20 protein-coding genes are annotated in these 22,011 nt (G+C 66.2%); 10 read left to right on the top strand and 10 right to left on the bottom strand.

Annotation, left to right across the window (positions count from 1 at the left end):
- The first annotated feature begins 89 nt into the window (after positions 1-89).
- From AC2YJX_RS18730 to AC2YJX_RS18740, 3 genes are read left to right on the top strand one after another with little or no spacing between them, the layout of a single operon-like run.
- Positions 90-848: an amino acid ABC transporter permease gene (locus AC2YJX_RS18730; RefSeq protein WP_055400823.1), complete on the top strand. Its 759-nt coding sequence runs from the start codon at positions 90-92 to the stop codon at positions 846-848.
- A gap of 1 nt (position 849) precedes the next feature.
- On the top strand, positions 850-1,515 hold the full coding sequence (locus tag AC2YJX_RS18735) for an amino acid ABC transporter permease (RefSeq protein WP_055400821.1): 666 nt from the start codon (positions 850-852) through the stop codon (positions 1,513-1,515).
- 40 nt (positions 1,516-1,555) lie between these two features.
- Entirely contained in the window at positions 1,556-2,293 is a 738-nt protein-coding gene (locus AC2YJX_RS18740; RefSeq protein WP_055400819.1) for an amino acid ABC transporter ATP-binding protein, read from the top strand.
- A gap of 107 nt (positions 2,294-2,400) precedes the next feature.
- On the opposite strand, the gene AC2YJX_RS18745 is transcribed toward AC2YJX_RS18740, so the two are convergent.
- Positions 2,401-3,321, bottom strand: a complete 921-nt coding sequence (locus AC2YJX_RS18745) for a MurR/RpiR family transcriptional regulator (protein WP_228897372.1) — start codon at positions 3,319-3,321, stop codon at positions 2,401-2,403.
- A 99-nt stretch (positions 3,322-3,420) separates the two neighbouring features.
- Between AC2YJX_RS18745 and AC2YJX_RS18750 the strand changes: the two genes are divergently transcribed.
- The 6 genes from AC2YJX_RS18750 to AC2YJX_RS18775 all read left to right on the top strand — a co-directional run bounded on the left by AC2YJX_RS18750 (position 3,421) and on the right by AC2YJX_RS18775 (position 10,514).
- The gene (locus AC2YJX_RS18750; RefSeq protein WP_487256929.1) at positions 3,421-4,602 is read left to right on the top strand and encodes a M20 family metallopeptidase; all 1,182 of its coding nucleotides are present in this window, start codon (positions 3,421-3,423) and stop codon (positions 4,600-4,602) included.
- 46 nt (positions 4,603-4,648) lie between these two features.
- On the top strand, positions 4,649-5,638 hold the full coding sequence (locus AC2YJX_RS18755) for a Bug family tripartite tricarboxylate transporter substrate binding protein (RefSeq protein ID WP_055400813.1): 990 nt from the start codon (positions 4,649-4,651) through the stop codon (positions 5,636-5,638).
- A 98-nt stretch (positions 5,639-5,736) separates the two neighbouring features.
- Positions 5,737-6,804, top strand: coding sequence for a dihydroorotase (pyrC, locus tag AC2YJX_RS18760; RefSeq protein ID WP_487256930.1), 1,068 nt, complete (start codon positions 5,737-5,739; stop codon positions 6,802-6,804).
- Entirely contained in the window at positions 6,789-7,568 is a 780-nt protein-coding gene (locus AC2YJX_RS18765; protein WP_487256931.1) for a DUF3025 domain-containing protein, read from the top strand. Before pyrC ends, AC2YJX_RS18765 begins: the two co-directional genes overlap by 16 nt.
- Positions 7,569-7,868: 300 nt before the next feature.
- The gene (gene htpX / locus AC2YJX_RS18770) at positions 7,869-8,750 is read left to right on the top strand and encodes a protease HtpX (protein ID WP_010462430.1); all 882 of its coding nucleotides are present in this window, start codon (positions 7,869-7,871) and stop codon (positions 8,748-8,750) included.
- A 195-nt stretch (positions 8,751-8,945) separates the two neighbouring features.
- Positions 8,946-10,514 (top strand): methyl-accepting chemotaxis protein, encoded by a 1,569-nt coding sequence (locus tag AC2YJX_RS18775; protein ID WP_487256932.1) that lies wholly within the window; start codon positions 8,946-8,948, stop codon positions 10,512-10,514.
- Between the two features lie 38 nt (positions 10,515-10,552).
- Here AC2YJX_RS18775 and AC2YJX_RS18780 read toward each other — a convergent pair whose 3' ends face one another.
- Positions 10,553-11,632 (bottom strand): GlxA family transcriptional regulator, encoded by a 1,080-nt coding sequence (locus AC2YJX_RS18780; protein WP_055400807.1) that lies wholly within the window; start codon positions 11,630-11,632, stop codon positions 10,553-10,555.
- A gap of 126 nt (positions 11,633-11,758) precedes the next feature.
- On the opposite strand from AC2YJX_RS18780, the gene AC2YJX_RS18785 reads away from it, so the two are divergent.
- Positions 11,759-13,102, top strand: a complete 1,344-nt coding sequence (locus tag AC2YJX_RS18785; protein ID WP_487256933.1) for an amidohydrolase — start codon at positions 11,759-11,761, stop codon at positions 13,100-13,102.
- A 30-nt stretch (positions 13,103-13,132) separates the two neighbouring features.
- On the opposite strand, the gene AC2YJX_RS18790 is transcribed toward AC2YJX_RS18785, so the two are convergent.
- The 8 genes from AC2YJX_RS18790 to AC2YJX_RS18825 all read right to left on the bottom strand — a co-directional run bounded on the left by AC2YJX_RS18790 (position 13,133) and on the right by AC2YJX_RS18825 (position 21,973).
- Positions 13,133-13,672, bottom strand: coding sequence for a VUT family protein (locus AC2YJX_RS18790; protein ID WP_487256934.1), 540 nt, complete (start codon positions 13,670-13,672; stop codon positions 13,133-13,135).
- Positions 13,672-15,390: an NAD(P)/FAD-dependent oxidoreductase gene (locus AC2YJX_RS18795; protein ID WP_487256935.1), complete on the bottom strand. Its 1,719-nt coding sequence runs from the start codon at positions 15,388-15,390 to the stop codon at positions 13,672-13,674. The genes AC2YJX_RS18790 and AC2YJX_RS18795 overlap by 1 nt, the downstream gene beginning before the upstream one ends.
- A 177-nt stretch (positions 15,391-15,567) precedes the next feature.
- Positions 15,568-16,647 (bottom strand): lysylphosphatidylglycerol synthase transmembrane domain-containing protein, encoded by a 1,080-nt coding sequence (locus AC2YJX_RS18800; RefSeq protein ID WP_487256936.1) that lies wholly within the window; start codon positions 16,645-16,647, stop codon positions 15,568-15,570.
- A 21-nt stretch (positions 16,648-16,668) separates the two neighbouring features.
- Complete coding sequence (clsB, locus tag AC2YJX_RS18805; protein ID WP_487256937.1) at positions 16,669-17,907, bottom strand: cardiolipin synthase ClsB; 1,239 nt, start codon at positions 17,905-17,907, stop codon at positions 16,669-16,671.
- Positions 17,904-18,677 carry an endonuclease/exonuclease/phosphatase family protein gene (locus AC2YJX_RS18810; protein ID WP_487256938.1) on the bottom strand — a complete coding sequence of 258 codons (774 nt, stop codon included), beginning with the start codon at positions 18,675-18,677 and terminating at the stop codon, positions 17,904-17,906. Before AC2YJX_RS18810 ends, clsB begins: the two co-directional genes overlap by 4 nt.
- A gap of 218 nt (positions 18,678-18,895) precedes the next feature.
- Entirely contained in the window at positions 18,896-19,813 is a 918-nt protein-coding gene (cysK, locus tag AC2YJX_RS18815; protein WP_055399638.1) for a cysteine synthase A, read from the bottom strand.
- A gap of 232 nt (positions 19,814-20,045) precedes the next feature.
- The gene (rtcA, locus tag AC2YJX_RS18820; RefSeq protein ID WP_487256939.1) at positions 20,046-21,113 is read right to left on the bottom strand and encodes an RNA 3'-terminal phosphate cyclase; all 1,068 of its coding nucleotides are present in this window, start codon (positions 21,111-21,113) and stop codon (positions 20,046-20,048) included.
- Positions 21,110-21,973 carry a nucleotidyltransferase domain-containing protein gene (locus AC2YJX_RS18825; protein WP_121507561.1) on the bottom strand — a complete coding sequence of 288 codons (864 nt, stop codon included), beginning with the start codon at positions 21,971-21,973 and terminating at the stop codon, positions 21,110-21,112. Before AC2YJX_RS18825 ends, rtcA begins: the two co-directional genes overlap by 4 nt.
- Between the last annotated feature and the right edge of the window lie 38 nt (positions 21,974-22,011).

Raw genomic sequence — 22,011 nt, forward strand, 5'->3', positions numbered from 1 at the left:
CCTTCGGCCAACCGGTTTGAAGGGGCTTTTTTGTTGGGCTCGCAAAGGGTTGCGCCCAACGCAATACCAAGAATTTAAGGGGTGCTCCTATGAGTTGGGATTGGCAGGTGTTCTGCCAGGACACCATGGACAGGGAAGTCGTGCAAAGCTGCTTTGGCAAGGGCGGCGATATCACCTACCTGGACTGGATGCTGTCGGCCTGGGGTTGGACGGTGTCTGTTTCGGTGCTGGCCTTGGTGCTGGCGCTTGTGTTGGGTTCCTTGATCGGGACGCTGCGTACCTTGCAGGACCGGCCCATGATCGTGCGCTTGGGCAATGCCTGGGTCGAGCTGTTTCGCAACATTCCGTTGCTGGTGCAGATTTTCCTGTGGTACCACGTGCTACCCAGCCTGTTTCCGGTGCTCAGGGGCGTTCCTGGCTTTGCGCTGGTGGTGCTGGCACTGGGCTTCTTCACGTCGGCACGTATTGCCGAGCAGGTGCGCTCCGGCATCCAGGCGTTGCCACGCGGTCAGCGGTACGCAGGTCTGGCCGTAGGCTTCACCACGTTCCAGACCTACCGATATGTGCTTCTGCCCATGGCGTTTCGCATCATCATCCCGCCGCTGACCAGCGAGACGATGAACATCTTCAAGAACTCGTCCGTGGCGTTTGCCGTGTCGGTGGCTGAACTCACGATGTTTGCCATGCAGGCGCAGGAAGAAACCTCGCGCGGCATCGAGGTCTACCTGGCGGTGACGACGCTGTACATCATCTCGGCATTTGCCATCAACCGCATCATGGCCTTCATCGAAAAACGCGCACGCATCCCTGGCATGGTCGTGAGCGGCGCGGCCGGAGGGGGGCATTGATATGAATATCGATTTCTCCTTCTACAACTGGGAGCTGATCTCCAACTTCGTGCTCAAAGGGCTGTATTTCAGCCTGCTGCTCACGCTCATCGCCACCATCGGTGGCGTGATCTTCGGCACGGTGCTGGCGCTCATGCGCCTGTCGGGCAAGAAGTGGCTGGATGTTCCTGCGACCATCTACGTCAACGGCATGCGATCCATTCCGCTGGTGATGGTGATCCTGTGGTTCTTCCTGCTGGTGCCAGCCATCATCGGCCGCCCCATTGGCGCGGAAGTGTCGGCGATCATTACCTTCATCGCCTTTGAAGCGGCCTACTTCAGCGAAATCATGCGCGCTGGCATCCAGTCCATCCCACGCGGCCAGGTGTATGCCGGCCAGGCGCTGGGCATGACGTACGGCCAGAACATGAAGCTGGTGGTGCTGCCCCAGGCGTTCCGCAACATGCTGCCGGTGCTGCTCACGCAGACCATCATCCTGTTCCAGGACACGTCGCTGGTCTACGCCATCGGTGCCTACGACATGCTCAAGGGCTTTGAAGTGGCGGGCAAGAACTTTGGTCGTCCGATCGAGGCATACCTGGCCGCTGCGGTTCTGTACTTCATCATGTGCTACGCGCTGTCCTGGGCGGTCAAGCGCCTGCACCAGAAGATCGCGATCATCCGCTGATCGATGCTGGTGCAAAAGAGATTGGATTGAGGAAAAAGAAATGATCGAACTCAAAAACGTATCCAAGTGGTATGGCCCGGTGCAGGTGCTCAACGAATGCACGGCCACCATCCAAAAGGGTGAAGTGGTGGTGGTGTGCGGCCCCTCGGGCTCAGGCAAGTCCACGCTGATCAAGACCATCAACGCGCTCGAACCCTTCCAGAAGGGCGAGATCACGGTGGACGGAATTGCACTGCACGACCCCAAGACCGACCTGCCCAAGCTGCGCAGCCGCGTAGGCATGGTGTTCCAGCATTTCGAGTTGTTCCCGCACCTGTCGGTGACGGACAACCTGACCATTGCGCAGATCAAGGTGCTGGGCCGCAGCGCGGACGACGCCAAGAAGCGCGGCCTGAAGATGCTCGAACGTGTGGGCCTGATGGCGCACAAGGACAAGTTCCCCGGCCAGCTCTCGGGCGGCCAGCAGCAGCGTGTGGCCATTGCGCGCGCGCTGTCGATGGACCCCATCGTGATGCTGTTCGACGAGCCCACCTCCGCGCTCGACCCCGAAATGGTCGGTGAAGTGCTGGACGTCATGGTGGGCCTGGCCAACGAAGGCATGACCATGATGTGCGTGACCCACGAAATGGGCTTTGCCCGCAAGGTGAGCAACCGCGTGATCTTCATGGACGTGGGCGGCAAGATCCTGGAAGACTGCTCCAAGGACGACTTCTTCAACAACCCCGACGCACGCCAGCCGCGTACCAAGGACTTCCTCAACAAGATCCTGCAGCACTGAACGGTGCTTGCACGCCCGTGCCGCAGGGGTTTGGGGCTACAAAAAAGCGCTCTCCGGAGCGCTTTTTTCATGGGGCCACCCAAGGCTGAACGACTGCTGCGCGCAGGCTAACGCTTGCCCCGCCGACCGGCTGGCGGGTGGCCTTCCACGATGAGCTGCGACTCGAAATCCGTCCACAGATCATCGCGCCGCTTCAGTGCCTCGGACACCGCCTTGTGCCGCAGCTGGGCCACGGCCGACACCAGCGCGTTGCACAGGAAGAACGCGGCGGTGTACGAGTCGAACGGCGATGCGTTGGACGTGCGCACCTGCAGCCGGTGGTGGGACAGCGCGGCCAAGGGCGCTGCGGCGCTGTCGGTGATCGCCAGCACGTGGGCCCCCGCGTCGCGAAAGCGCTGCGCCACTTTCACCGGCCCGCTGGCGTAGCGGCGGATGCTGAAGACCAGCAAGGCATCTTCGGGCTGGATCCACAGCAGCTGGTCGGTGGCGTCCACCGCGCCAGCCCCCAGTTCGTGCACGCCCGGGCGGCACATGTTCAGGTGCAGCGCCAGCCAGGCGGCCACTGGGGCGCTGTTGATCTGCGCCAGCACAAAGATGCGTCCCTTGCCCTGTGCAATGCGCGCCACCATGGCCTCGAAGGCCGCCATGTCCAGCCCGTCGCGCGTGGTGGTGAGGTTGTGCTGGTCGTGCAGCAGCGCATCGTCCACGCACTGTTGCAGGCTGCGCCGGGTGCCGATGGTGACGGGTGCGCGCTGCCCGGCCGTTTGCAGCAGGGCGGTGACCTCGGCCCGTGCCTCGCGCTGGGCCTCGGCATAGCTGCCGTAGCCCAGCTTGGCAAACAGCCGCACCACGGTCGATGCACTGGTGCCAGTGCGCGCAGCGAGGGCGGTGGCGGACTCCAGCAGGGCGTGGGGGTAGTCGCGCCCCAGGGCCTCGGCCAGCGCCCGTTCGCTGGCTGTCAGGTCGGCGTCCTGGCGGGCCAGCCGCTCGGTCAGCAAGGCGCTGGATTCGTGCAATGATGATTTCATAAAATTCTCATTCGTGCAAAATACGTTGCAGAACCCCGGGTCGCGTGCAACACTGCGACCCAAATTTTGCCCCTACCTGGGGCTTGCCCAAGGACAACGATGCTCAATACCCTGAACGAAGGTCTGCTGCCGGTGCGTGCGCAGGTCCTGGACTGGCTGGCCAGGCAGCAGCAGGCCATGCAAGACCTGTTGCAAAAAGTGGTCAATATCGAGAGCGGCAGCCGCAATGAGGCGGGCGTGACGGCCGTGGCCCATGCCCTGGCCGAGCGCCTGCAGGCGGCTGGTGTGCCCGTGCAGTTCGAGCCCGTGCCCGGCTATGGCGTGCTGCTGCATGCGCAGGTCAACCCGGCAGAGGGCGCTGCAGCCGGTGGAGCACCCATCATCCTCATGGGGCACATGGACACGGTGTTTCCAGATGGCACCGTGGCCAAGCGCCCCTACCGCGAAGAAGCGGGGCGCGCCTACGGCCCGGGCGTGGCCGATATGAAGTCCGGCCTGGTGCTCAACGTGTTTGTGGCCGAGGCCTTTGCTCGCTGCGGCGGCCTGCAGGCACCGCTGCACCTGTTCTTCTCGTGCGATGAAGAGATCGGTTCGCCCGCCACGCGTGACCTCATCATGGCGCGCGTGCGGGGGGCGCGTGCCGTGTTCAACGCCGAGCCGGGCCGCGTCAGCGGCAACGTGGTCACCAGCCGCAAGGGCTCGATGGTGGTGGAGTTCGAGGTTCAGGGCGTGGCCGCGCATGCAGGCATCAACCACGCCGCTGGCGCCAGCGCCATCGAAGCCCTGGCCCGCAAGACCTTGGCGCTGCATGCGCTGACCGACCCAGCCACGGGCGTCACCTGCAACGTGGGCGTGGTGCAGGGCGGCATCGTGCCCAACATGGTCGCCCCACACGCACGCGCCGAGGTGGACCTGCGCTTTACTGCCGACACCAACCCCGACGAGCTGCTGGAGCGCGTGCGCGCCATCGTCGAAGAAGAATCCGTGCCCCGCACCCAGGGCCGCATCACCACCACGCGCCGCACGATGCCCATGAAGCCCACACCGGACGACTTGCTGGCGCTGTACCAGCAAGGCGCAAGCGCGCTGGGCTTTGAGGTGCAAGGCGAATTCACCGGCGGCGCGGCCGACAGCGGCCTGACCGCATCGGTGGGCGTGCCCACGCTGTGTGCCACGGGCCCGGTGGGCGGACATGCACACACCGAACGCGAGTACTGCGAGCTGTCCACCTTTGTGCCGCGCGCGCAGGCCGTGGCGCTGGCCGTGCTGTCACACCCTTGATTCTTTCCGTATCTTTTCAACCTGTTTCTTGAGTTCTTTGACCGCCATGAACACCACACCTTCCCGCCGCCACCTTCTGACCACCGGACTGGGCCTTGCCGGCCTGGCCGCGCTGCCCGCCATGGCACAAGATAAGTTCCCTTCGCGCCCGATCACGCTGGTGGTGCCGTTCCCGCCCGGTGGGTCGGTGGACATCATGGCGCGCCAGTATTCCGAGCCGCTGTCGCGCGTGCTGGGCGTGCCCATCGTGGTGGAAAACCGCGCCGGCGCGGGGGGCTCGGTGGGCGCGCAGTATGTGGCGCGCTCCAAGGCCGACGGCTACACCCTGGTGGTGTCGTCGCAAAGCAGCCACCTGGCCAACCCGCTCACCCAGCCCAAGATTGGCTACGACCCGGTCAAGGATTTTGAAAACATCGCCATCCTGGGCCGCCAGCCCAACGCCCTGGTGGTGCACAGCAGCCTGCCTTTCAAGACCTTCAAGGAGTTCATCGACTACGCCAAGAAGAACCCCGGCAAGCTCAACTATGGCAGCGGTGGCGTGGGCAGCATGGGCCAACTCAACGTGGAAATGCTCAAGGTCTCCACGGGCGTGTTCACCACGCACATTCCTTACCGGGGTGGCACGCCGCTGATCACGGGCGTGCTGGGCAACGAGGTGCAGTTCATCCTCGACAACCTGGTCATCATGCTGCCGCACATCCAGGCGGGCAAGGTGCGCGCCCTGGCCGTAGCGGCCGACCAGCGCCTGCCCCAGCTGCCCGATGTGCCCACCATGGCCGAGGTCGGTCACCCCGAGCTGAACCTCACCTCATGGACGGGCTTGGCCGCGCCCGCGGGCACGCCTGAAGCGGTGGTGCAGACGCTGTACAAAGCCGTGCGCCAGGTTGCCACATCGCCCGCCATGGTGACGAACCTCAAGGAGCGCGGCGTGATCGTGCCCGAAGAGATGCCACCCGCCGCGTTCGAAAAGATGATGGCAGAGCGCCTGGTGAAGTTTGGCGACGTGGTGCGCAAGGCAGGCATCACTGCCGAATGACGCGGTGTTGCTCTGAATTTTGAGTGTTTTTGGCTGCTAGCGCTTATTGGATAAGCGCTAGCAGCTATCAAAACAATAGTTGATAACCCGATGGGACAATGCTGCCCATGACAGCCGCACTCCACACCCCCACCGCGCCCACCACCCTCACCATCACCCGCCCCGACGACTGGCACCTGCACGTGCGCGACGGCGAGCCCCTGCACACCGTCGTGCCCCACACCGCCGCCCAGTTCGGTCGCGCGATCATCATGCCCAACCTGCGCCCTCCGGTCACCACGGCCGAGCAGGCCATGGCCTACAAGCAGCGCATCCTGGCCGCCGTGCCCGCAGGCATGAGCTTTGAGCCGCTGATGACGCTGTACCTGACCGACAACCTCCCTCCCGAGGAAATCGTGCGTGCCAAGGCCGCAGGCGTGGTGGCCTGCAAGCTCTACCCCGCCGGTGCCACCACCAACAGCGACGCGGGCGTGACGGACCTGCGCAAGACCTACAAGACGCTTGAAGCCATGCAGAGAGCCGGCATGCTGCTGCTGGTGCACGGCGAGGTGACCAGCAGCGACATCGACCTGTTCGACCGCGAAGCCGTGTTCATCGAGCAGCAGCTCATCCCGCTGCGCCGCGACTTCCCCGAGCTGAAGATCGTCTTCGAGCACATCACCACCAAGGACGCGGCGGACTACGTGGCAAGTGCCGATCGCTTCACCGCCGCCACCATCACCGCGCACCACCTGCTGTACAACCGCAACGCCATCTTCATCGGTGGCGTGCGCCCGCACTATTACTGCCTGCCCGTGCTCAAGCGCGAAACCCACCGCGTGGCCCTGGTGCAGGCCGCCACCAGCGGCAGCAACAAGTTCTTCCTGGGCACCGACAGCGCTCCGCACCCTGCGCACCTCAAGGAACATGCCACCGGCTGCGCGGGCTGCTACACCGCCCACGCGGCCATCGAGATGTATGCCGAGGCGTTCGACAACGCCGGTGCGCTCGACCAGCTCGAAGGTTTCGCCAGCTTCCACGGCCCCGACTTCTACAGCCTGCCGCGCAACACCGGCAGCGTCACCCTGCGCCGCGAGTCGTGGACACCGCCCGACAGCTTTGCGTTTGGCGAAGCCGAACTCAAGCCCCTGCGTGCCGGTGAAGCGCTGCCGTGGCGGCTGGTGTAAGCGAAGCCTTCGACGCCATCGACTGGAGCGCCCCCTGGCTGGCGCCCTGGCGCGGCCTGGGACAGGCTGTGGTGCAGCAACTGCAGCACGATCCGTCAGTGCACCGGGCGTTGCAGGCCGCGGCGCCGCCGGGAATGCCTGTGGGCTTTGCGCCGCAAGACGAGCTGCCGGACGGCACGGCCTACGAGCAGTACATCTGGGACACCCGCCGGGTGCCCACGCGCGACAACCTGCACGACTTCTTCAACGGCCTGGTCTGGCAACAGTTTCCGCACACCAAGCGGCGCCTGAACGAGCTGCAGGCCCGGGCCATCGCCGCTGATGGTGTGCAGGCTGTGCGCGGGCCGTTGCGCGATGCGCTCACGGTGTTTGACGAGAACGGCGCCGTACTGCAAGCGCCGCCCGCGCTGTGGGCCGCGCTCAGGGCGCGAGACTGGCAGCGCCTGTTCATCGACCTGCGCCCGCTGTGGGGGCAGGCCCGGCTGGTGGTGTTCGGGCATGCGCTGCTTGAAAAGCTGGTTATCCCTCGAAAACCCATGGTGGCGCATGTGTATCAGGCGCCAGTAGCTATTGAATCAATAGCAATTTTGGATGCTTGGCTGGCGCAGGAAATTCAGCCGCAGCCGTGGTCTGCCAAGCCCTTCACCCCGCTGCCCGTGCTGGGCGTACCCGGCTGGTGGCCCGCCAACGAGACGCCGGACTTTTATGCCGACACCCAGGTGTTCCGCCCGCCCCGGGCTGTGTCCGGGGCTAAGAGCGGCTAACAAAACTCTTCTGGCGTCGTTGCCGCGTCTTGTCGTACTACTCGTACTGCCTACGACGCAGCGCCTAGCCAGAACCGCTTCGCTGAGTTGTGTTAGCCGCTCTAATTCCCGTCAACGCTTGTGTGATAAAGCCTGTGCGCGGGTTTGCACCTACCATAGCGCGATGAAATCGCGGCCATGGGGCTGCCAGGGGCGTGCAGTGGCCCCAGCAGCGGGTGTTTGGTGCTTGAAGCGCAGCACCCGGCCCCCATCTGAGCCAGCAAACACTTGTTGTTGTTTACCCCACGGAGAAACCATTCCATGAAGCGGATCCTTTTGTTTGTGATGACCAACCTGGCCGTCGTTGTCGTGCTGGGGGTCGTGGCCAGCCTGCTGGGCGTCAACCGCTACCTCACGGCCAACGGGCTCAACCTGGGCGCGCTGCTGGGCTTTGCGCTCGTCATGGGCTTTGGCGGCGCCATCATCTCGCTGCTCATCAGCAAGCCCATGGCCAAGTGGACCTCGGGCGTGCGCGTGATCGACGGCTCTGGCTCGCCCGACGAGCGCTGGATCGTCGAGACCGTGCGCAAGTTCGCCACCGAAGCCAAGATCGGCATGCCTGAAGTCGGCATCTTCGAAGGCGACCCCAATGCGTTTGCCACGGGCGCGTTCAAGAACTCGGCCCTGGTGGCGGTGTCCACTGGCCTGCTGCAAGGCATGACGCGTGAAGAGGTCGAGGCCGTGATCGGCCACGAGGTGGCCCACATCGCCAACGGTGACATGGTCACCATGACGCTGATCCAGGGCGTGATGAACACCTTTGTGGTGTTCCTGTCGCGGGTGATCGGCTATGCGGTCGACAGCTTTCTGCGCAAGAACGACGAGAGCAGCTCGGGCCCCGGCATCGGCTACTACGTGACCACCATCGTGCTCGACATCCTGCTGGGCTTTGTGGCCGCGATGATCGTGGCTTGGTTCAGCCGCCAGCGCGAGTTCCGTGCCGATGCAGGCGCGGCGCAACTGATGGGCCGCCGCCAGCCCATGATCAATGCCCTGGCCCGCCTGGGTGGCATGCACCCGGCCGAGCTGCCCAAGAGCATGGCCGCCATGGGCATTGCCGGTGGCATTGGCAAGCTGTTCAGCACCCACCCGCCCATCGAAGAGCGCATTGCTGCGCTGCAGAACGCGCAGCAGCAAGGCTGATCCGGTTCAACCTGGCCCTTGAAGGCCGCTGCAGGGGTTGCCCCTGCGGCGGCCTTTTTGTTTCTGGGTGGGTTGTCGGCCTTGTGGGGCGGCTCAAGGGTTTGTAACCTTTTGTCGATAACCAGTGGAAACCCAATCCCGCATGCCGTGCGGGCAGCAGCGGGTTGCCGATCCTTATTCCCACGAGAACACCTTATGTCCATCTCCCACGCACGTGTTGCGGTCCGCCTGGCCCTGGCCTTTGGCGTTGTCTGTCTGGTCATGTCGCTCTCGGCCGCCGTCGGTATCTGGCGGCTGGCGGGGCTGCAGGACATTGCCGACGAGCTGGGCGGCGCATCGTCCGAGCGCGCGCTGCTGGCGCGTGAGCTGCACGCCATCGTGGTGCTGAGTTCCGCACGTGCCGAAACGCTGCTGGAGATCGACAACCCCGCCTACGCGGCGCGCATCGACGCGGACCGCAAAACCACGTCGGCCCGTTCGTCCGAAGTGCGCAAGCGCCTGGACGAGCTGGCGGCAGACCCGGAATCCCAGGCCTTGTTCGATGCCATCGACAAGGCAGGCAACGGTTTTCGCACGGTGCGGGACGACCTTGTCAAGCGCCGCAAGGCGGGCGAGGCCCTGCCCCCCGACGCCATTGCCAACCAGCTGCGGCCTGCGGCCGATGCCTATGCCGCCTCGGTGAACAAGCTGGCCGAGTACCAGCGCCAGCGTGTGGCCGAGGCCCGCGAGGCTGCCGCCCGCAGCGAGAGCCAGGGCATCACGCTGCTGGCCGCAGGCTCGCTGGTGGGGCTTCTGCTGAGCCTGGCCTGCGCCTGGCTGCTGTCGCGGTCCATCCTGCAGCCGCTGGCCCATGCGTCCGAGGTGACCGACCGCATTGCCGAGGGCGACCTCACCTCTCCCGTGCCCGCGCCGCAGGCGGGCAGCCGCGACGAACTGCAGGCCCTGCTGGCGCGCCTGGGGGGTATGCAGGCGCGGCTGGCGGAACTGGTGGTGGGCATGCGCCAGGCCAGCACCTCGGTGGCCGGTGCCAGCAGCGAGATCGCGGCGGGCAACAGCGACCTGTCGGCCCGCACCGAGCACACAGCTTCCAATCTGGAAGAAATCGCCGCCAGCATGGAAGAACTGCTGGCCACCGTGCGCCACAGCGCCGACGCCGCAGCGCAGGCCAGCACGCTGGCCACCGGTGCCAGCAGCGTTGCCCAGCGCGGGCGCGAGGCCGTGGACCGCGTGGTGGGCACCATGGATGGCATCGCGCTGTCGTCGCGCCGCATTGCCGACATCACCAGCGTAATCGATGGCATTGCGTTCCAGACCAATATCCTGGCGCTGAACGCGGCCGTGGAAGCGGCCCGTGCCGGTGAGCAGGGGCGGGGCTTTGCGGTGGTGGCCAGCGAGGTGCGCAGCCTGGCCCAGCGCTCGGCAACGGCGGCCAAGGAGATTGGGGGCCTCATCAGCGACAGCGTGCGGCAGGTGGACGAAGGCACCAAGCTGGTCCATGCAGCGGGCGGCACCATGGGCGAGATCGTGAACTCGGTGCAGCAGGTGGCCACCATCATTGGTGAGATCAGCACGGCTGCGCGTGAGCAGACCACGGGCCTGAGCCAGGTGGGCGAGGCGGTCTCGCAGCTCGACCAGATGACGCAGCAGAACGCTGCGCTGGTGGAGGAATCCTCCGCCGCAGCCCAGGGCCTGCGCGTGCAGGCGCAGCAACTGGCCGAGCTGGTGGAGGCCTTCCGGCTGCCCGCAGGCAACGCGCTGCGCTGAGCTGGGCTGGGCTGGGCGGAGAGCAGGGGCGTACCGCTCTACTTCACCTCCACCCGCCAGCGACGGCGCGGCGCACGCAGCGCATGGCGCTTGCGGTACTCGGACGGGGCCATGCCGGTGTAGCGCACAAAGATGCGCCGGAACGCAGCCGGGTCGGCGTAGCCGCAGGCCACGGCAATGCTGGGCACGCTTTCCAGCGTCACCTCCAGCATCACCCGGGCACGCGCGCAGCGCAGGCCGTGCAGGTGGTCCAGCGGCGACTGCGACAGCTCTTGCTGAAAATGCCGCAGCAGGGTGCGTGTGCTCACCGATGCGGCCTCGGCCAGCCGGTCCAGCGAGTAAGGCTGGTCCAGGTGCGCCTCCATCCAGGCAATGGCGCGGGCGAGTGTGCTGTCGCGGGTGGCGGGGATGTGCTGCTGTGCGTTGGCCTGCAGCGCCGCGCGGGCGCGCTGGTGGTCGGGGGTCATCACGGTCTCGCAGGCGGCGGCCAGCTCCGGCCCCAGCGCCTGGTGCACCAGGGCGATGGCCAGCAGGTTCACGTTGCTGGGCAGCGCGCAGCTCATCCAGGGGCCGTCGTCCGACAGGTCCTGGCCCAGGCTGTGGCCGATGCTCGGGAAGTCCCGTTCAAACCCCGCGATGTAGAACCAGGGCAGGCAGGCCTGGCGCCCATTCAGCCGCCCGCTTTGCGCCGCCAGCCAGGCGCCATTGCCCATGGTGAGCAGCTTTTGCCCTGCGTCCAGCGCAATGCCCAACTGGCGTGACAGCGCCTGGTGGCGGGCTGCCACGGCACGGATGGCCGGGATGTCTGGCGCGTGGAACGAAGGGATGAACAGCGCCCGGGTGGGGGCCAGCGCCGCATCCTTGTCATCTGGCGCCGTGTAGGCTGCCAGGGGGCTCGGCAAGGGTGCCAGGGGCAGGCCCTCGGCGTCCAGTAGGCGCCATGCCAGGCGGGGTGCTTGTGCACCCATCCGCTGGCTGGCCAGCAGGTTGGCGCCGCGCAGCAGGTCGATGAGCTGCAGGGCACTGCCTGCGGCCGATTCGGGCAGCAGCGGGATGTCCACGCGGAACACCGGGGGCTTGGGCGGCGCCGAAGGCAAGGACGAAGGTGACGGTGGCATGGCGATATTGGCTCTGTGTATGGCGATTTTCGCTTGTCGTGAAGGCAGCGTGCGCTTTTAGCATGAACGTGCTTTTCGCTTCCCCACCCAGGCCCTCGTGGCTGTTCACTCCCTACGGATCTGCCCATGCACAAACCCCTCTCTGCCATCGCACTTGCCGCCGGCCTCGTCGCCAGCGGGCTGACTTTCGTCTCTTCGGCCCAGGCCCAGGCGCTGGATGCCGCGGGCCTGCAGACCATCGACGCCGCCGTGAACGCCGTGGCGCCCAAGATGGTCAGCTGGCGCCGCGACATCCATGCCCACCCCGAACTCTCGGGCCAGGAAGTGCGCACCGCCAAGCTCGTGGCCGAGCACCTGAAGAAGCTGGGCATGGAGGTGCAGACCGGCGTGGGCGGCACCGGCGTGGTGGGCACGCTCAAGGGCGGCCTGCCCGGCAAGGTGGTGGCCCTGCGCGCCGACATGGACGCACTGCCCGTGCTGGAGAACACTGGCCTGCCCTTTGCCAGCAAGGCCAAGGCCAACTACCTGGGCAAGGAAGTGCCCGTGATGCACGCCTGCGGCCACGACGCCCACACCGCCATGCTGATGGGCGCGGCCGAGGTGCTGGCGGGCATGAAGGCCCAGCTACCCGGCACGGTGAAGTTCATCTTCCAGCCCGCAGAAGAGGGCGCGCCGGTGGAGCCCGACGCCAATGGCAAGGTGCCCAGCTTCGGCGCCAAGGCCATGATCGAAGCAGGTGCGCTCAAGGATGTGCAGGCCATCTACGGCCTGCACATCACCTCCAACCTGCCGGGCGGCGTGGTGGGCTACCGCAGCGGCCCGCTGATGGCCGGGTCGGACAACATCACCATTCATGTGGAAGGGCGCGGTGGTCATGGCTCCTCACCCTGGGCCACCATCGACCCCATCGTGGCCGCCAGCCAGGTGGTGATGGGCCTGCAGACCGTGGTGAGCCGCCAGCTCAACATCAGCCAGGAACCGGCCGTGGTCACCATCGGCCAGATCCAGGGCGGCACCCGCTACAACATCATCCCCGACAAGGTGGAGATGATGGGCACGCTGCGCACGTTTGACGAAGACATGCGCCAGGAAGCACTCAAGCGCATCACCACGACTGCCGAGTCAATCGCTGCCGCCAGCGGCGCCAAGGCCAGCGTGCGTTTTGGCCCCGTGGCCTACCCCGTGACCACCAACCCTGCGCAACTCACGCAGGCGTCGCTGCCCGCACTGAACCTGGCCATGGGCGGCAAGACCATGGTGATCCCCAAGGTGGCGGGCTCGGAGGACTTCTCGGAGTTCCAGAAGGTCGTGCCCGGCTTCTTCTACTTCCTGGGCGCGCCACCCAAGGGCAAGGAATTTGCCAAGGCTCCGCCCAACCACTCCGCGCTGTTCGACATCGACGAAGACCAGCTGCCGACCGGCGCACGCAGCCTGGCCGCACTGGCCGTGGACTTCCTGCAGCGCAAGTAAGAAGCGAAAAGAAGAGGGGCGCCGCGCGGCTCAGGCCGTGCGGCGGGGCGAAGCCAGTCGGCTGCCGATGAGCAGGCGAAATGGCAGCAGCAGCGCCACGCCCAGCCCCAGCTTCACCGCGAGGTCACCCAGTGCCCAGGTGATCCATGGGTCGCTGGTGCCCCCAAACGCAATGCTCCAGAACACGGCGGTGTCCAGCACCGCTGCGAGCAGCGTGGCTACCAGCGGCGCGCGCCACCAGGTGCCATGGCGTAGGCGGTGGAACACGGCAATGTCCAGCCACTGCGAGAGCAAAAACGCCGAGCCCGACGCGATGGCAATGCGCACCGGCGCCAGCACCAGCGAAGCCGCAACGGCCACCGCAAACCCCACCCACGCCACCCGCCGCGCCTGCTGCGGGCCGCGGGCGCGGTTGACCAGCTCGCTCACCAGAAAGGCCACCGGGTAAGTGATGGCACCCCAGGTGAGCCAGTTGTTGATGGGGAACTGCACAAGGATGTTGGACGCCAGCACCACGGCGGCCATGACCAGCGTGGCCGCTGCGAATGGCGGCCGTTTGGAGGACCACATCACGCGGCAATGCCCAGCAGGCTGCGCGCCACCGCCTCACCCACCTTGATGCCATCCACGCCCGCCGACAGAATGCCGCCCGCGTAGCTGGCACCTTCGCCCGCCGGGTACAGGCCCGGCGTGTTCAGGCTTTGCAGGTTCTCGCCACGCCCGATCTTCAGGGGCGATGAGGTGCGCGTCTCCACGCCCGTCAGCACCGCGTCGTGCATGTCAAAGCCCTTGATCTTGCGGCCGAACACGGGCAGTGCCTCGCGCAGCGCCTCGATGGCGTAGCCGGGCAGGGCGGCGTGCAGGTCGCCCAGGGCCACGCCCGGCTTGTACGAGGGCTCCACGCTGCCCAGCTGGGTCGAAGGCTTGCCCGCAATGAACTCGCCCACCAGCTGGCCCGGTGCGCTGTAGTCGCGGCCGCCCAGCACAAACGCATTCGATTCGAGCTGGCGCTGCAGCACGCTGCCCGACAGGGGGTGGAACTGACCGGCGGGCAAGGCTTCCACACCGTAGGTCTGGCCCAGGTGGGTCTCAAACGCCTGCGCGTCCTGCGGATAGTCGCGTGGGTCGATGCCCACCACCATGCCCGCGTTGGCATTGCGCTCGTTGCGCGAATACTGGCTCATTCCGTTGGTCACCACGCGGTTGGGCTCGCTGGTAGCGGCCACCACGGTGCCACCGGGGCACATGCAGAAGCTGTACACCGCGCGCCCGTTGGCGGCGTGGTGCACCAGCTTGTAGTCGGCCGCGCCCAGCAGCGGGTGGCCCGCGTGACGGCCCCATCGGGCGCGGTCGATCACGCCCTGCGGGTGCTCAATGCGGAAACCGATGGAAAACGGCTTGGCCTCCATGGCCACGCCGCGCTGGTACAGCATGGCAAAGGTGTCGCGCGAGCTGTGGCCCAGCGCCATCACCACGTGGTCGGCACGCAGCTCGGTGGTCTCGCCCGTGGCCTGGTTCAGCACCTTCAGGCCGCGCAGGTGGCGGGCTTCACCGGTGCCTTCGATGATCACGTCCGTCACGCGCTGCTCAAAGCGGATCTCGCCGCCCAGCGCAATGATCTGCTCGCGCAGGTTCTCCACCACCTTCACCAGCTTGAAGGTGCCGATGTGCGGGTGGGCGACGTACAAAATCTCTTCGGGCGCACCGGCTTTGACGAACTCGTTCATCACCTTGCGGCCCAGGTGGCGCGGGTCCTTGATCTGGCTGTAGAGCTTGCCGTCGCTGAAAGTGCCGGCGCCGCCTTCGCCAAATTGCACGTTGCTTTCGGCATGCAGCTCGCGCTTGCGCCACAGGCCCCAGGTGTCTTTGGTGCGCTCGCGCACGGTCTTGCCGCGCTCCAGCACGATGGGCTTGAAGCCCATCTGCGCCAGCACCAGGGCCGCAAAGATGCCGCAGGGGCCAAAGCCCACCACCACGGGGCGCAGGGGCAGGTCTGCCGGGGCCTGGCCCACAGGGTGCCAGGCCATGTCGGGCGTGGGCTGGATGTGCGGGTTGCCCGCAAACTGGGCCAGGAGGGCGGCTTCGCGCGCGGGCTGCGCGAGGGTGATGTCCACGATGTAGACCGCCAGCAGGTCGGCCTTGCGCGCATCAAAGCTGCGCTTGAAGACGTGCAGGTGGGCGATGTCGGCATCGGCGATGCCCAGGATTTGCGAGGCAGCGGCGCGCAGGGGCGCCTCGGGGGCTTCGGCCACGGTGAAGGGCAGCCGGATTTCGGAGAGTCGGATCATGTTCTTGCGGGCCCGTGTCGATCGGGCGGGTTGCAATGGCGTGGGGCCGCGATGATACGGGGTGCTCGCCACCCACGGAAGCCCTGGCGTGCAGGGGGCGTGGAGCCGTGTGCCTAAAAAACTATCAAATCAATAGCTGCTCGCGCTTGATGGATAAGCGATAGAGGCACTTTTGAATCATATTTTTCGAGCTTTTGGAACTTCATCATCGCTGCCCGACTGTTGGCGCCAGCGCAGCTCTGCCACACCAAAGGCTATGGCCGCCAGCACCAGTGGCCCAAAATAATACAGCGCCCGGTAGGCCAGCAGGGCCGCCAGCACTTCTTCCTGCCCCAGCGCCTGGGTGGCCAGCAGCGCCACGCCCACGGCCTCCAGCACACCCAGGCCCGCAGGCACGCGCAGCACCAGCCCGGCCACCGCCCCCAGCAACACGGTGGCCAGCGCGGCGGGGTAGCTCACCTGGTGTTGCAGCACCGTCCACAGCGCGGCGCCCATCAGCATCCAGTTAGCGGCCGACACGGCCACCTGCCACAGCGCCACGGGCCAGCCGGGCAGCGGGAACGCGTGGCCTCTCAGCGTGAGGGCGCGGCCACTGCGCAGGGCACACAGCGCCACATAGGCCAGTGGCAGCAATCCCAACACGGTGCCGCCAAGACGCCACTGCCAGGACTCTACAGCCCACCCGGCCACCGCAGGCGGCTGCCACGTCCACGCCAGCACGCCCGCCAGCAACAGGTAACCCACCCAGTTCGTCACGATGCTGGTGCCCACCACCTGACCGATCGTGCCGGGGTCCACGCCACGCCGGTCGTACAGTCGGTAGCGCACGCCCACGCCGCCAATCAGCGAGCCCAGGTTGAGCGTGAACGGGTAGCTCGTCATGGCGATGGCCAGCGTGGTGGCGCGCGGTAACCGGTGGCCGCTGCAATGGCGGCCCACCCAGTCAAAGCTGCCGTAGGTGAAGTGGCTCAGCAGCGCCAGCGCACCGCCCACGGCCAATGCGGTGGTGGGCAGGTCGCGAAGCGCCTGCAGCACGGCGGGCCAGTCCACGGTGCGCGCCTGCCGAAAGATCAGCCCGGCCACCACCGCAAAAAAAGCGGCTGCGAACCCCCGGGTGGCCCACGGCCACCAGGCCTGCTGCGGCCAGTGGCGCCAGCCGCGTGGGCTGCTGCTACTGGTGCTGCTGCTGGTGGCAGGTGATGCCATGGCGTCGGCGGTGCCCGTCTGGGTGTTTGCGGGCAGTGTGGAGGTGGACATGGCGGGGGCTCCGGGGCGCCGTCAGGTGGCCGCGCTGCTGGCGGGCTCGGCCGACGACGTGCCCGGGCTGGTCAGCGTGATCGTGGGCTCATGGTGGGGCAGCCAGCCCGCCCACGCCGGGAACCAGCGCATCAGGTGGTACACCGCATAGCTGCGCAGCAGACGCAGTCCATTCCAATGGCTGGGCGCTGCAGCTTCGATCTGCTTGCAACTGGTGTCCATCAGGTGCGACAGGCGGCGGTGCAGGTGGGCGTTGAAGTCGCGGTCCTGGATGATCACGTTGGCCTCCAGGTTCAGCGACAGGCTCAACGGGTCGAGGTTGCTGGAGCCCACGGTGGACCAGTCCTCATCCACCAGCGCCACCTTGCCGTGCAGCGGGCGGTCGCAGTATTCGTACACCCGCACGCCCGCGCGTTGCAGGTGGTCGTACAGCAGGCTGGCTGCCGTCTTCACGATGGGCATGTCGGGCTGGCCTTGCAGGATCAGCCGCACATCGACGCCCCGCTTGGCGGCACGCCGCATCTCGCGGATGAACCGGTAGCCCGGGAAGAAGTAGGCGTTGGCAATCACCACCCGGCTGCGCGCGGCACGCAGGGCCACGCGGTACTGGCGCTCGATGTCGTTGGTGTGCTGCTGGTTGTCGCGCGTCACAAACATGGCGTTGGCTGTGCCTGCGTGGGGGCGGCCGGTAATGTCTGTGGCGTGGGGGCGTTGGTGCGCGCTGCGGTCCAGCACCGCTTCGCGCGTGAAGCGGTGCATCTGCGCCACGACCGGGCCGCGCACCTGCACGGCATAGTCCTGCTTGGCCTCGGGGCCGAAGTCGGCCATGTGGTCGGCTGAATAGTTGATGCCGCCGATGAAACCCAGCTGGCCGTCCACCACCACGATCTTGCGGTGCATGCGGCGCAGCACGTTCAGCCGCTGCCCGAGGAAGCGACGGCCCGGGTCAAAAACGCGAAAGCGCACACCTACATCCACCAGGCTGCCCACAAACTGGTCCGACAGATCGGGCGAGCCAAACCCGTCCACCAGCACATGCACCTCTACCCCGCGCTGCGCTGCGGCCAGCAGGGCTGCATGCAGTTCCTGCCCGATCTTGTCCTCGAACAGGATGAAGGTTTCCAGCATCACCTCGCGCCGGGCCTGGGCAATGGCGTTGAACACACGCGGGAAGAACTCCTCGCCGTTTTCCAGCAACTCGAAGTGATTGCCCGGAACCCAGCGGGATGAGCGGGGCAGGCGGAAAGCAGGGCGTTTCATAGCAGGATCTCCGCCGCCAAAGGCGCATGGTCCGAGAGCTTGTCCCAGGGTTTTTTGGGCAGTGACAGCGGCGCATGCACAGCGGCGTTGCGCACGTAGATGCGATCCAGCGCCAGCAGCGGCATAGAGGCTGGAAACGTGCGCACCGCACGGCCAAAGGCCTGCACAAACACCTCTTGCAGGCCCGCTTCGCGGTGCAGGATGTCGTGCGCACGGTTGCGCCAGTCGTTGAAATCCCCCGCCAGCACCACGGGCTCGTTGGCTGGGAAGCTGCGCAGCAGATCGCACACACGCAGCAACTGCCGCTGTCGATGGGATTCCTGCAGGCCCAGGTGCACACAGACCGCATGCACCGGCACGTGGTGGCCCGGTGGCTGCAACACGCAATGCAGCATGCCGCGCCGCTCGGGCCCGCTGATGGAGATATCGTGGTTCTCGTAGTGCGTGATCGGAAACTTGGACAACAGCGCATTGCCGTGGTCGCCGTTGTCATACACCGCGTTGCGCCCGTAGGCGTATTGCGACCAGATCGTGTCCGCCAGAAACTCGTAGTGCGGCACTTGCGGAAAGTTGGAGAACCGGCTGGCATGGCGGTGGTGCGTGCCCAGCACCTCCTGCAGAAACACCAGATCGGCTGCCACATCCCGCACGGCATCCCGCAGCTCATACAGCATGAAACGCCGGTTGAAGGTGGTAAAGCCCTTGTGCACGTTCACGGTGAGCACCTTGAACGCGATGGGCTGGGGATCGGTAGCGGCGGTGGTGGCCATGGGCAGTCAAACAATCTTTGGAGTGGGTCCCCCGCGAAGCCGCCGCGGTGTGCGCAATGGCCACTAGGGGCAGGCCGAGGGATGGCTTGATTGTTTGGGCTGCACTGCCTTGCCGCTGTAGGACGGCTGGCCGTGGTTTTGTGCTGCTGGGGACGAAAAAAATGGGGCCTGATAGCCCCATTTCGTTCTGCAAAGTGCTGCTCTGGCGGCAGCGGCGCTTACGCCGGCAGGAACCCTTCGACCGACAGGTAGCGCTCGCCCGTGTCGTAGTTGAAGCCCAGCACCTTGGCGCCCGCAGGCAGCTCGGGCAGCTTTTGTGCAATGGCGGCCAGCGTGGCGCCCGACGAGATGCCCACCAGAATGCCCTCTTCGCGCGCAGAGCGGCGTGCGTATTCACGGGCCGGTTCGGCATCGACCTGGATCACACCGTCGAGCAGGCTGGTGTCGAGGTTCTTGGGGATGAACCCCGCGCCAATGCCCTGGATGGGGTGGGGCGACGGTGCGCCCCCCGAGATTACGGGCGAGGCCGTGGGCTCCACCGCAAACACCTTGAGATTCGGAAACTTTGCCTTGAGCACCCGTGCCACGCCGGTGATGTGGCCGCCCGTGCCCACGCCGGTGATCAGCACGTCGATGCCATCGGGGAAGTCCGCCAGGATCTCCTGCGCCGTGGTGCGCACATGCACATCGATGTTGGCGGGGTTCTCGAACTGCTGGGGAACCCACGCGCCGGGTGTCTGCGCCTGCAGTTCTTGTGCGCGGGCAATCGCGCCCTTCATGCCCTTTTCGCGCGGGGTCAGGTCAAACTGCGCGCCATAGGCCAGCATCAGGCGGCGGCGCTCGATGCTCATGCTGTCGGGCATCACCAGAATCAGCTTGTAGCCCTTGACGGCCGCGACCAGTGCCAGGCCGATGCCGGTGTTGCCGCTGGTGGGCTCGATGATGGTGCCGCCGGGCTGCAGGGCGCCGGACTTTTCAGCGTCTTCCACCATCGACAGTGCGATGCGGTCCTTGATGGAGCCGCCAGGGTTGCTGCGCTCGGACTTCACCCACACGTTGGCCGCCGGGCCAAACAGGCGGTTGATGCGCACGTGGGGCGTGTTGCCGATGGTTTGCAGAATATTGTCAACTTTCATGGCGTCTCCTGTGAGTGGCAAAGAAGGGGGTTGATCCAATCCAGCCCTTCAGAACAAATCCGTTCGGGCTGAGTCTGTCGAAGCGGGGCGCGATGGCGAACTCTTCCACAAACTCAAGCGAACGAGTTCCCGGGCTGGCATTGCGGCACCACGCGCATTCTGAACCAGTTGTTCTACAGCCTTGGTGATATGGATATAGCCAAGGCATCCACCCCAGTCTCTGCAACCCGGCTTACAGCTGCGGGCTGATCTCCACCAGCATGGCTTTGTCCACCGGCGTGATTTGCACCCGCACCGGCAGCCCCCGCGCAATCGTCTGTGCGTTGGTCGCCGTGTGCTGCGTCACCTCCGTGCAGGTGTAGCGCGCGGCCTGCCCGCTGCGCCACACCGCCAGGGCCAGCGGCAGCATCCACTGATCGGCCAGGTGCGGACCCAGGGTACCCGCGCTGCGCTGGTAGGCGCGCACCTCATCCACCAGCCGCTTGGCAACCTGCTCGGCCGACAGGCTGCGCTCGCCCAGCTGGCAGAACACCTCGGTGATGTGCTCGTACTCCAGCGTGGCGATCAACGCGTTGCCCGGGCCTTCGTTCTGGCGCGTAGGGGGCTGGCGCAGTCGGCCGGATTCAAAGGTCCAGCCCATGCGCTGGCCCAGCGCGTCCAGCTCCCGCGTGGCAATGTTGCGCGCCAGGCCCGGCACCAGTGCCTCGCCCCAGGCGTCTTGCAGCGGGCCGCGCTCCAGCACATCCACGGGCGTCAACGGCAGCGCTGCGGGCGTGATGTGCGCCAGCAGCTCGCCACCCCCGGCGGGGTAGAAGCCGCGCCGCTGCAGTTGCAGATCCAGGCCCACGCCCAGCCGCCGCACCAGCGGTGCAAACGCCCGCTCCAGAAAGTCAAACGGCGGCGCCATCGGGTTGTGCGTGCCGCCCGAGAGTTGCACGCGGCTTTCTCCATCGGCCAGCATCAACGCGGGCAACACCGTCTGCAGCACCAGCAGGCAACTGCCCGCCGTCGCGATCTGAAAGCGGTAGTCGCCTGCGCGCACAGCGCTGGGCGTGAACAACAGCGTTTGCGACCCCAGCTCGGCCCCGTCGGCCTGCCCACCGCACACGGCCATGGCCGCCTGCACGCAGGCCAGGTGCTGGCGCATCAGCCCCGGCTTGGGCCGCCCGGCGCGGATGCGTGTGATGTGCAGCGGCCGGCCGGTGACCATGGCAAGGGCCAGGCCGGTGCGGAGGATCTGGCCGCCGCCTTCGCCGGTGGAGCCGTCGAGGGTGAGGGGGGACAAGGTCAATTCCGTCATGGCGATGTCTCCGCTGCACCCGCGTTCCGGGCGTCGTAGTGCAACACCGTGTCGTACAGCAACGCGTCCAGCGCGGCATGGCCCGGTACCGGCAAGGCTTGCACAGGCTCGGCCGCGTTGCGCGCCAGTTCGGCTTCGATGAACGCATGGATGCGGGGCCAGCGTGGGCTGGTGGCGGCTTCGCCCGCGCGCATCTTCACCTCTAGCAGTGCATTGATCTCATCGACCAGCGCCGCATCGTGCACGGGGTGCAGCGTGTGCTGGGCCAGCTCGGCAAAGCGCATGGGCGGCACGCCGGGCTGCGTGCGTATCCAGCGTGCAGCCAGCAGCGGGCGCAGCACGTAGAGGTACTTCTTGTAGCGCACCTCATCGGCCTGCAAATGCTCACGAAAGTTCTTCTTGGCCATGGAGGCGTAGTGGTGCCAGCCCTTGGCGTTGGAGAACACTTGCGCCGCCAGCGCGCGGAACTGCGCCATGGTGTCCGCCTCTTCGCGGTACACGATGGGTGAGCCCAGCCATTCGAGCAGCGTGGGGTTCGATTCACGCATCAAGCCCAGTGCCTTGCGCAGGTCCCAGCCGTTCACATCCAGGTCGCCGCTGATCGGCAGCTCGATCACGTCGCGCCCGGGCGCCACCGTGAGGTACCACGGCAGCCGGTTCACGTAGATGAAGCGCACGTCGTAGTCGCTGTCGGGCGAGGCAAAGCCCCAGCCGCGGCTGCCGGACTCGCACGCGAAGAGCACCGTTACGTTGTGCGTGGCTTCGATGCGCTGCAAGGCCTCAAGCACTTGCGCGCGCATGTGGGGCTCCACCGGGTGGGCGGAACGCAGGAGTTCTTGTTTTTGTTCTGATTTATGCATGAGAATTGGCTGTAGCGCTTATTGGATAAGCGCTAGCA

This window comes from Acidovorax sp. SRI_002 (assembly GCF_057586455.1).

Bases quoted from the DNA above. Each gene is read 5' to 3' on its own strand.
- AC2YJX_RS18750 (WP_487256929.1), top strand. From the start codon at position 3,421: ATGCTCAATACCCTGAACGAAGGTCTGCTGCCGGTGCGTGCGCAGGTC.
- AC2YJX_RS18785 (WP_487256933.1), top strand. From the start codon at position 11,759: ATGCACAAACCCCTCTCTGCCATCGCACTTGCCGCCGGCCTCGTCGCC.
- AC2YJX_RS18780 (WP_055400807.1), bottom strand. From the start codon at position 11,632: ATGCCACCGTCACCTTCGTCCTTGCCTTCGGCGCCGCCCAAGCCCCCG.
- AC2YJX_RS18825 (WP_121507561.1), bottom strand. From the start codon at position 21,973: ATGCATAAATCAGAACAAAAACAAGAACTCCTGCGTTCCGCCCACCCG.
- AC2YJX_RS18740 (WP_055400819.1), top strand. From the start codon at position 1,556: ATGATCGAACTCAAAAACGTATCCAAGTGGTATGGCCCGGTGCAGGTG.
- pyrC (WP_487256930.1), top strand. From the start codon at position 5,737: ATGCTGCCCATGACAGCCGCACTCCACACCCCCACCGCGCCCACCACC.
- htpX (WP_010462430.1), top strand. From the start codon at position 7,869: ATGAAGCGGATCCTTTTGTTTGTGATGACCAACCTGGCCGTCGTTGTC.
- AC2YJX_RS18795 (WP_487256935.1), bottom strand. From the start codon at position 15,390: ATGATCCGACTCTCCGAAATCCGGCTGCCCTTCACCGTGGCCGAAGCC.
- AC2YJX_RS18755 (WP_055400813.1), top strand. From the start codon at position 4,649: ATGAACACCACACCTTCCCGCCGCCACCTTCTGACCACCGGACTGGGC.
- AC2YJX_RS18810 (WP_487256938.1), bottom strand. From the start codon at position 18,677: ATGGCCACCACCGCCGCTACCGATCCCCAGCCCATCGCGTTCAAGGTG.
- AC2YJX_RS18775 (WP_487256932.1), top strand. From the start codon at position 8,946: ATGTCCATCTCCCACGCACGTGTTGCGGTCCGCCTGGCCCTGGCCTTT.
- AC2YJX_RS18730 (WP_055400823.1), top strand. From the start codon at position 90: ATGAGTTGGGATTGGCAGGTGTTCTGCCAGGACACCATGGACAGGGAA.
- AC2YJX_RS18790 (WP_487256934.1), bottom strand. From the start codon at position 13,672: ATGTGGTCCTCCAAACGGCCGCCATTCGCAGCGGCCACGCTGGTCATG.
- AC2YJX_RS18745 (WP_228897372.1), bottom strand. From the start codon at position 3,321: ATGAAATCATCATTGCACGAATCCAGCGCCTTGCTGACCGAGCGGCTG.
- rtcA (WP_487256939.1), bottom strand. From the start codon at position 21,113: ATGACGGAATTGACCTTGTCCCCCCTCACCCTCGACGGCTCCACCGGC.
- AC2YJX_RS18800 (WP_487256936.1), bottom strand. From the start codon at position 16,647: ATGTCCACCTCCACACTGCCCGCAAACACCCAGACGGGCACCGCCGAC.
- cysK (WP_055399638.1), bottom strand. From the start codon at position 19,813: ATGAAAGTTGACAATATTCTGCAAACCATCGGCAACACGCCCCACGTG.
- clsB (WP_487256937.1), bottom strand. From the start codon at position 17,907: ATGAAACGCCCTGCTTTCCGCCTGCCCCGCTCATCCCGCTGGGTTCCG.
- AC2YJX_RS18735 (WP_055400821.1), top strand. From the start codon at position 850: ATGAATATCGATTTCTCCTTCTACAACTGGGAGCTGATCTCCAACTTC.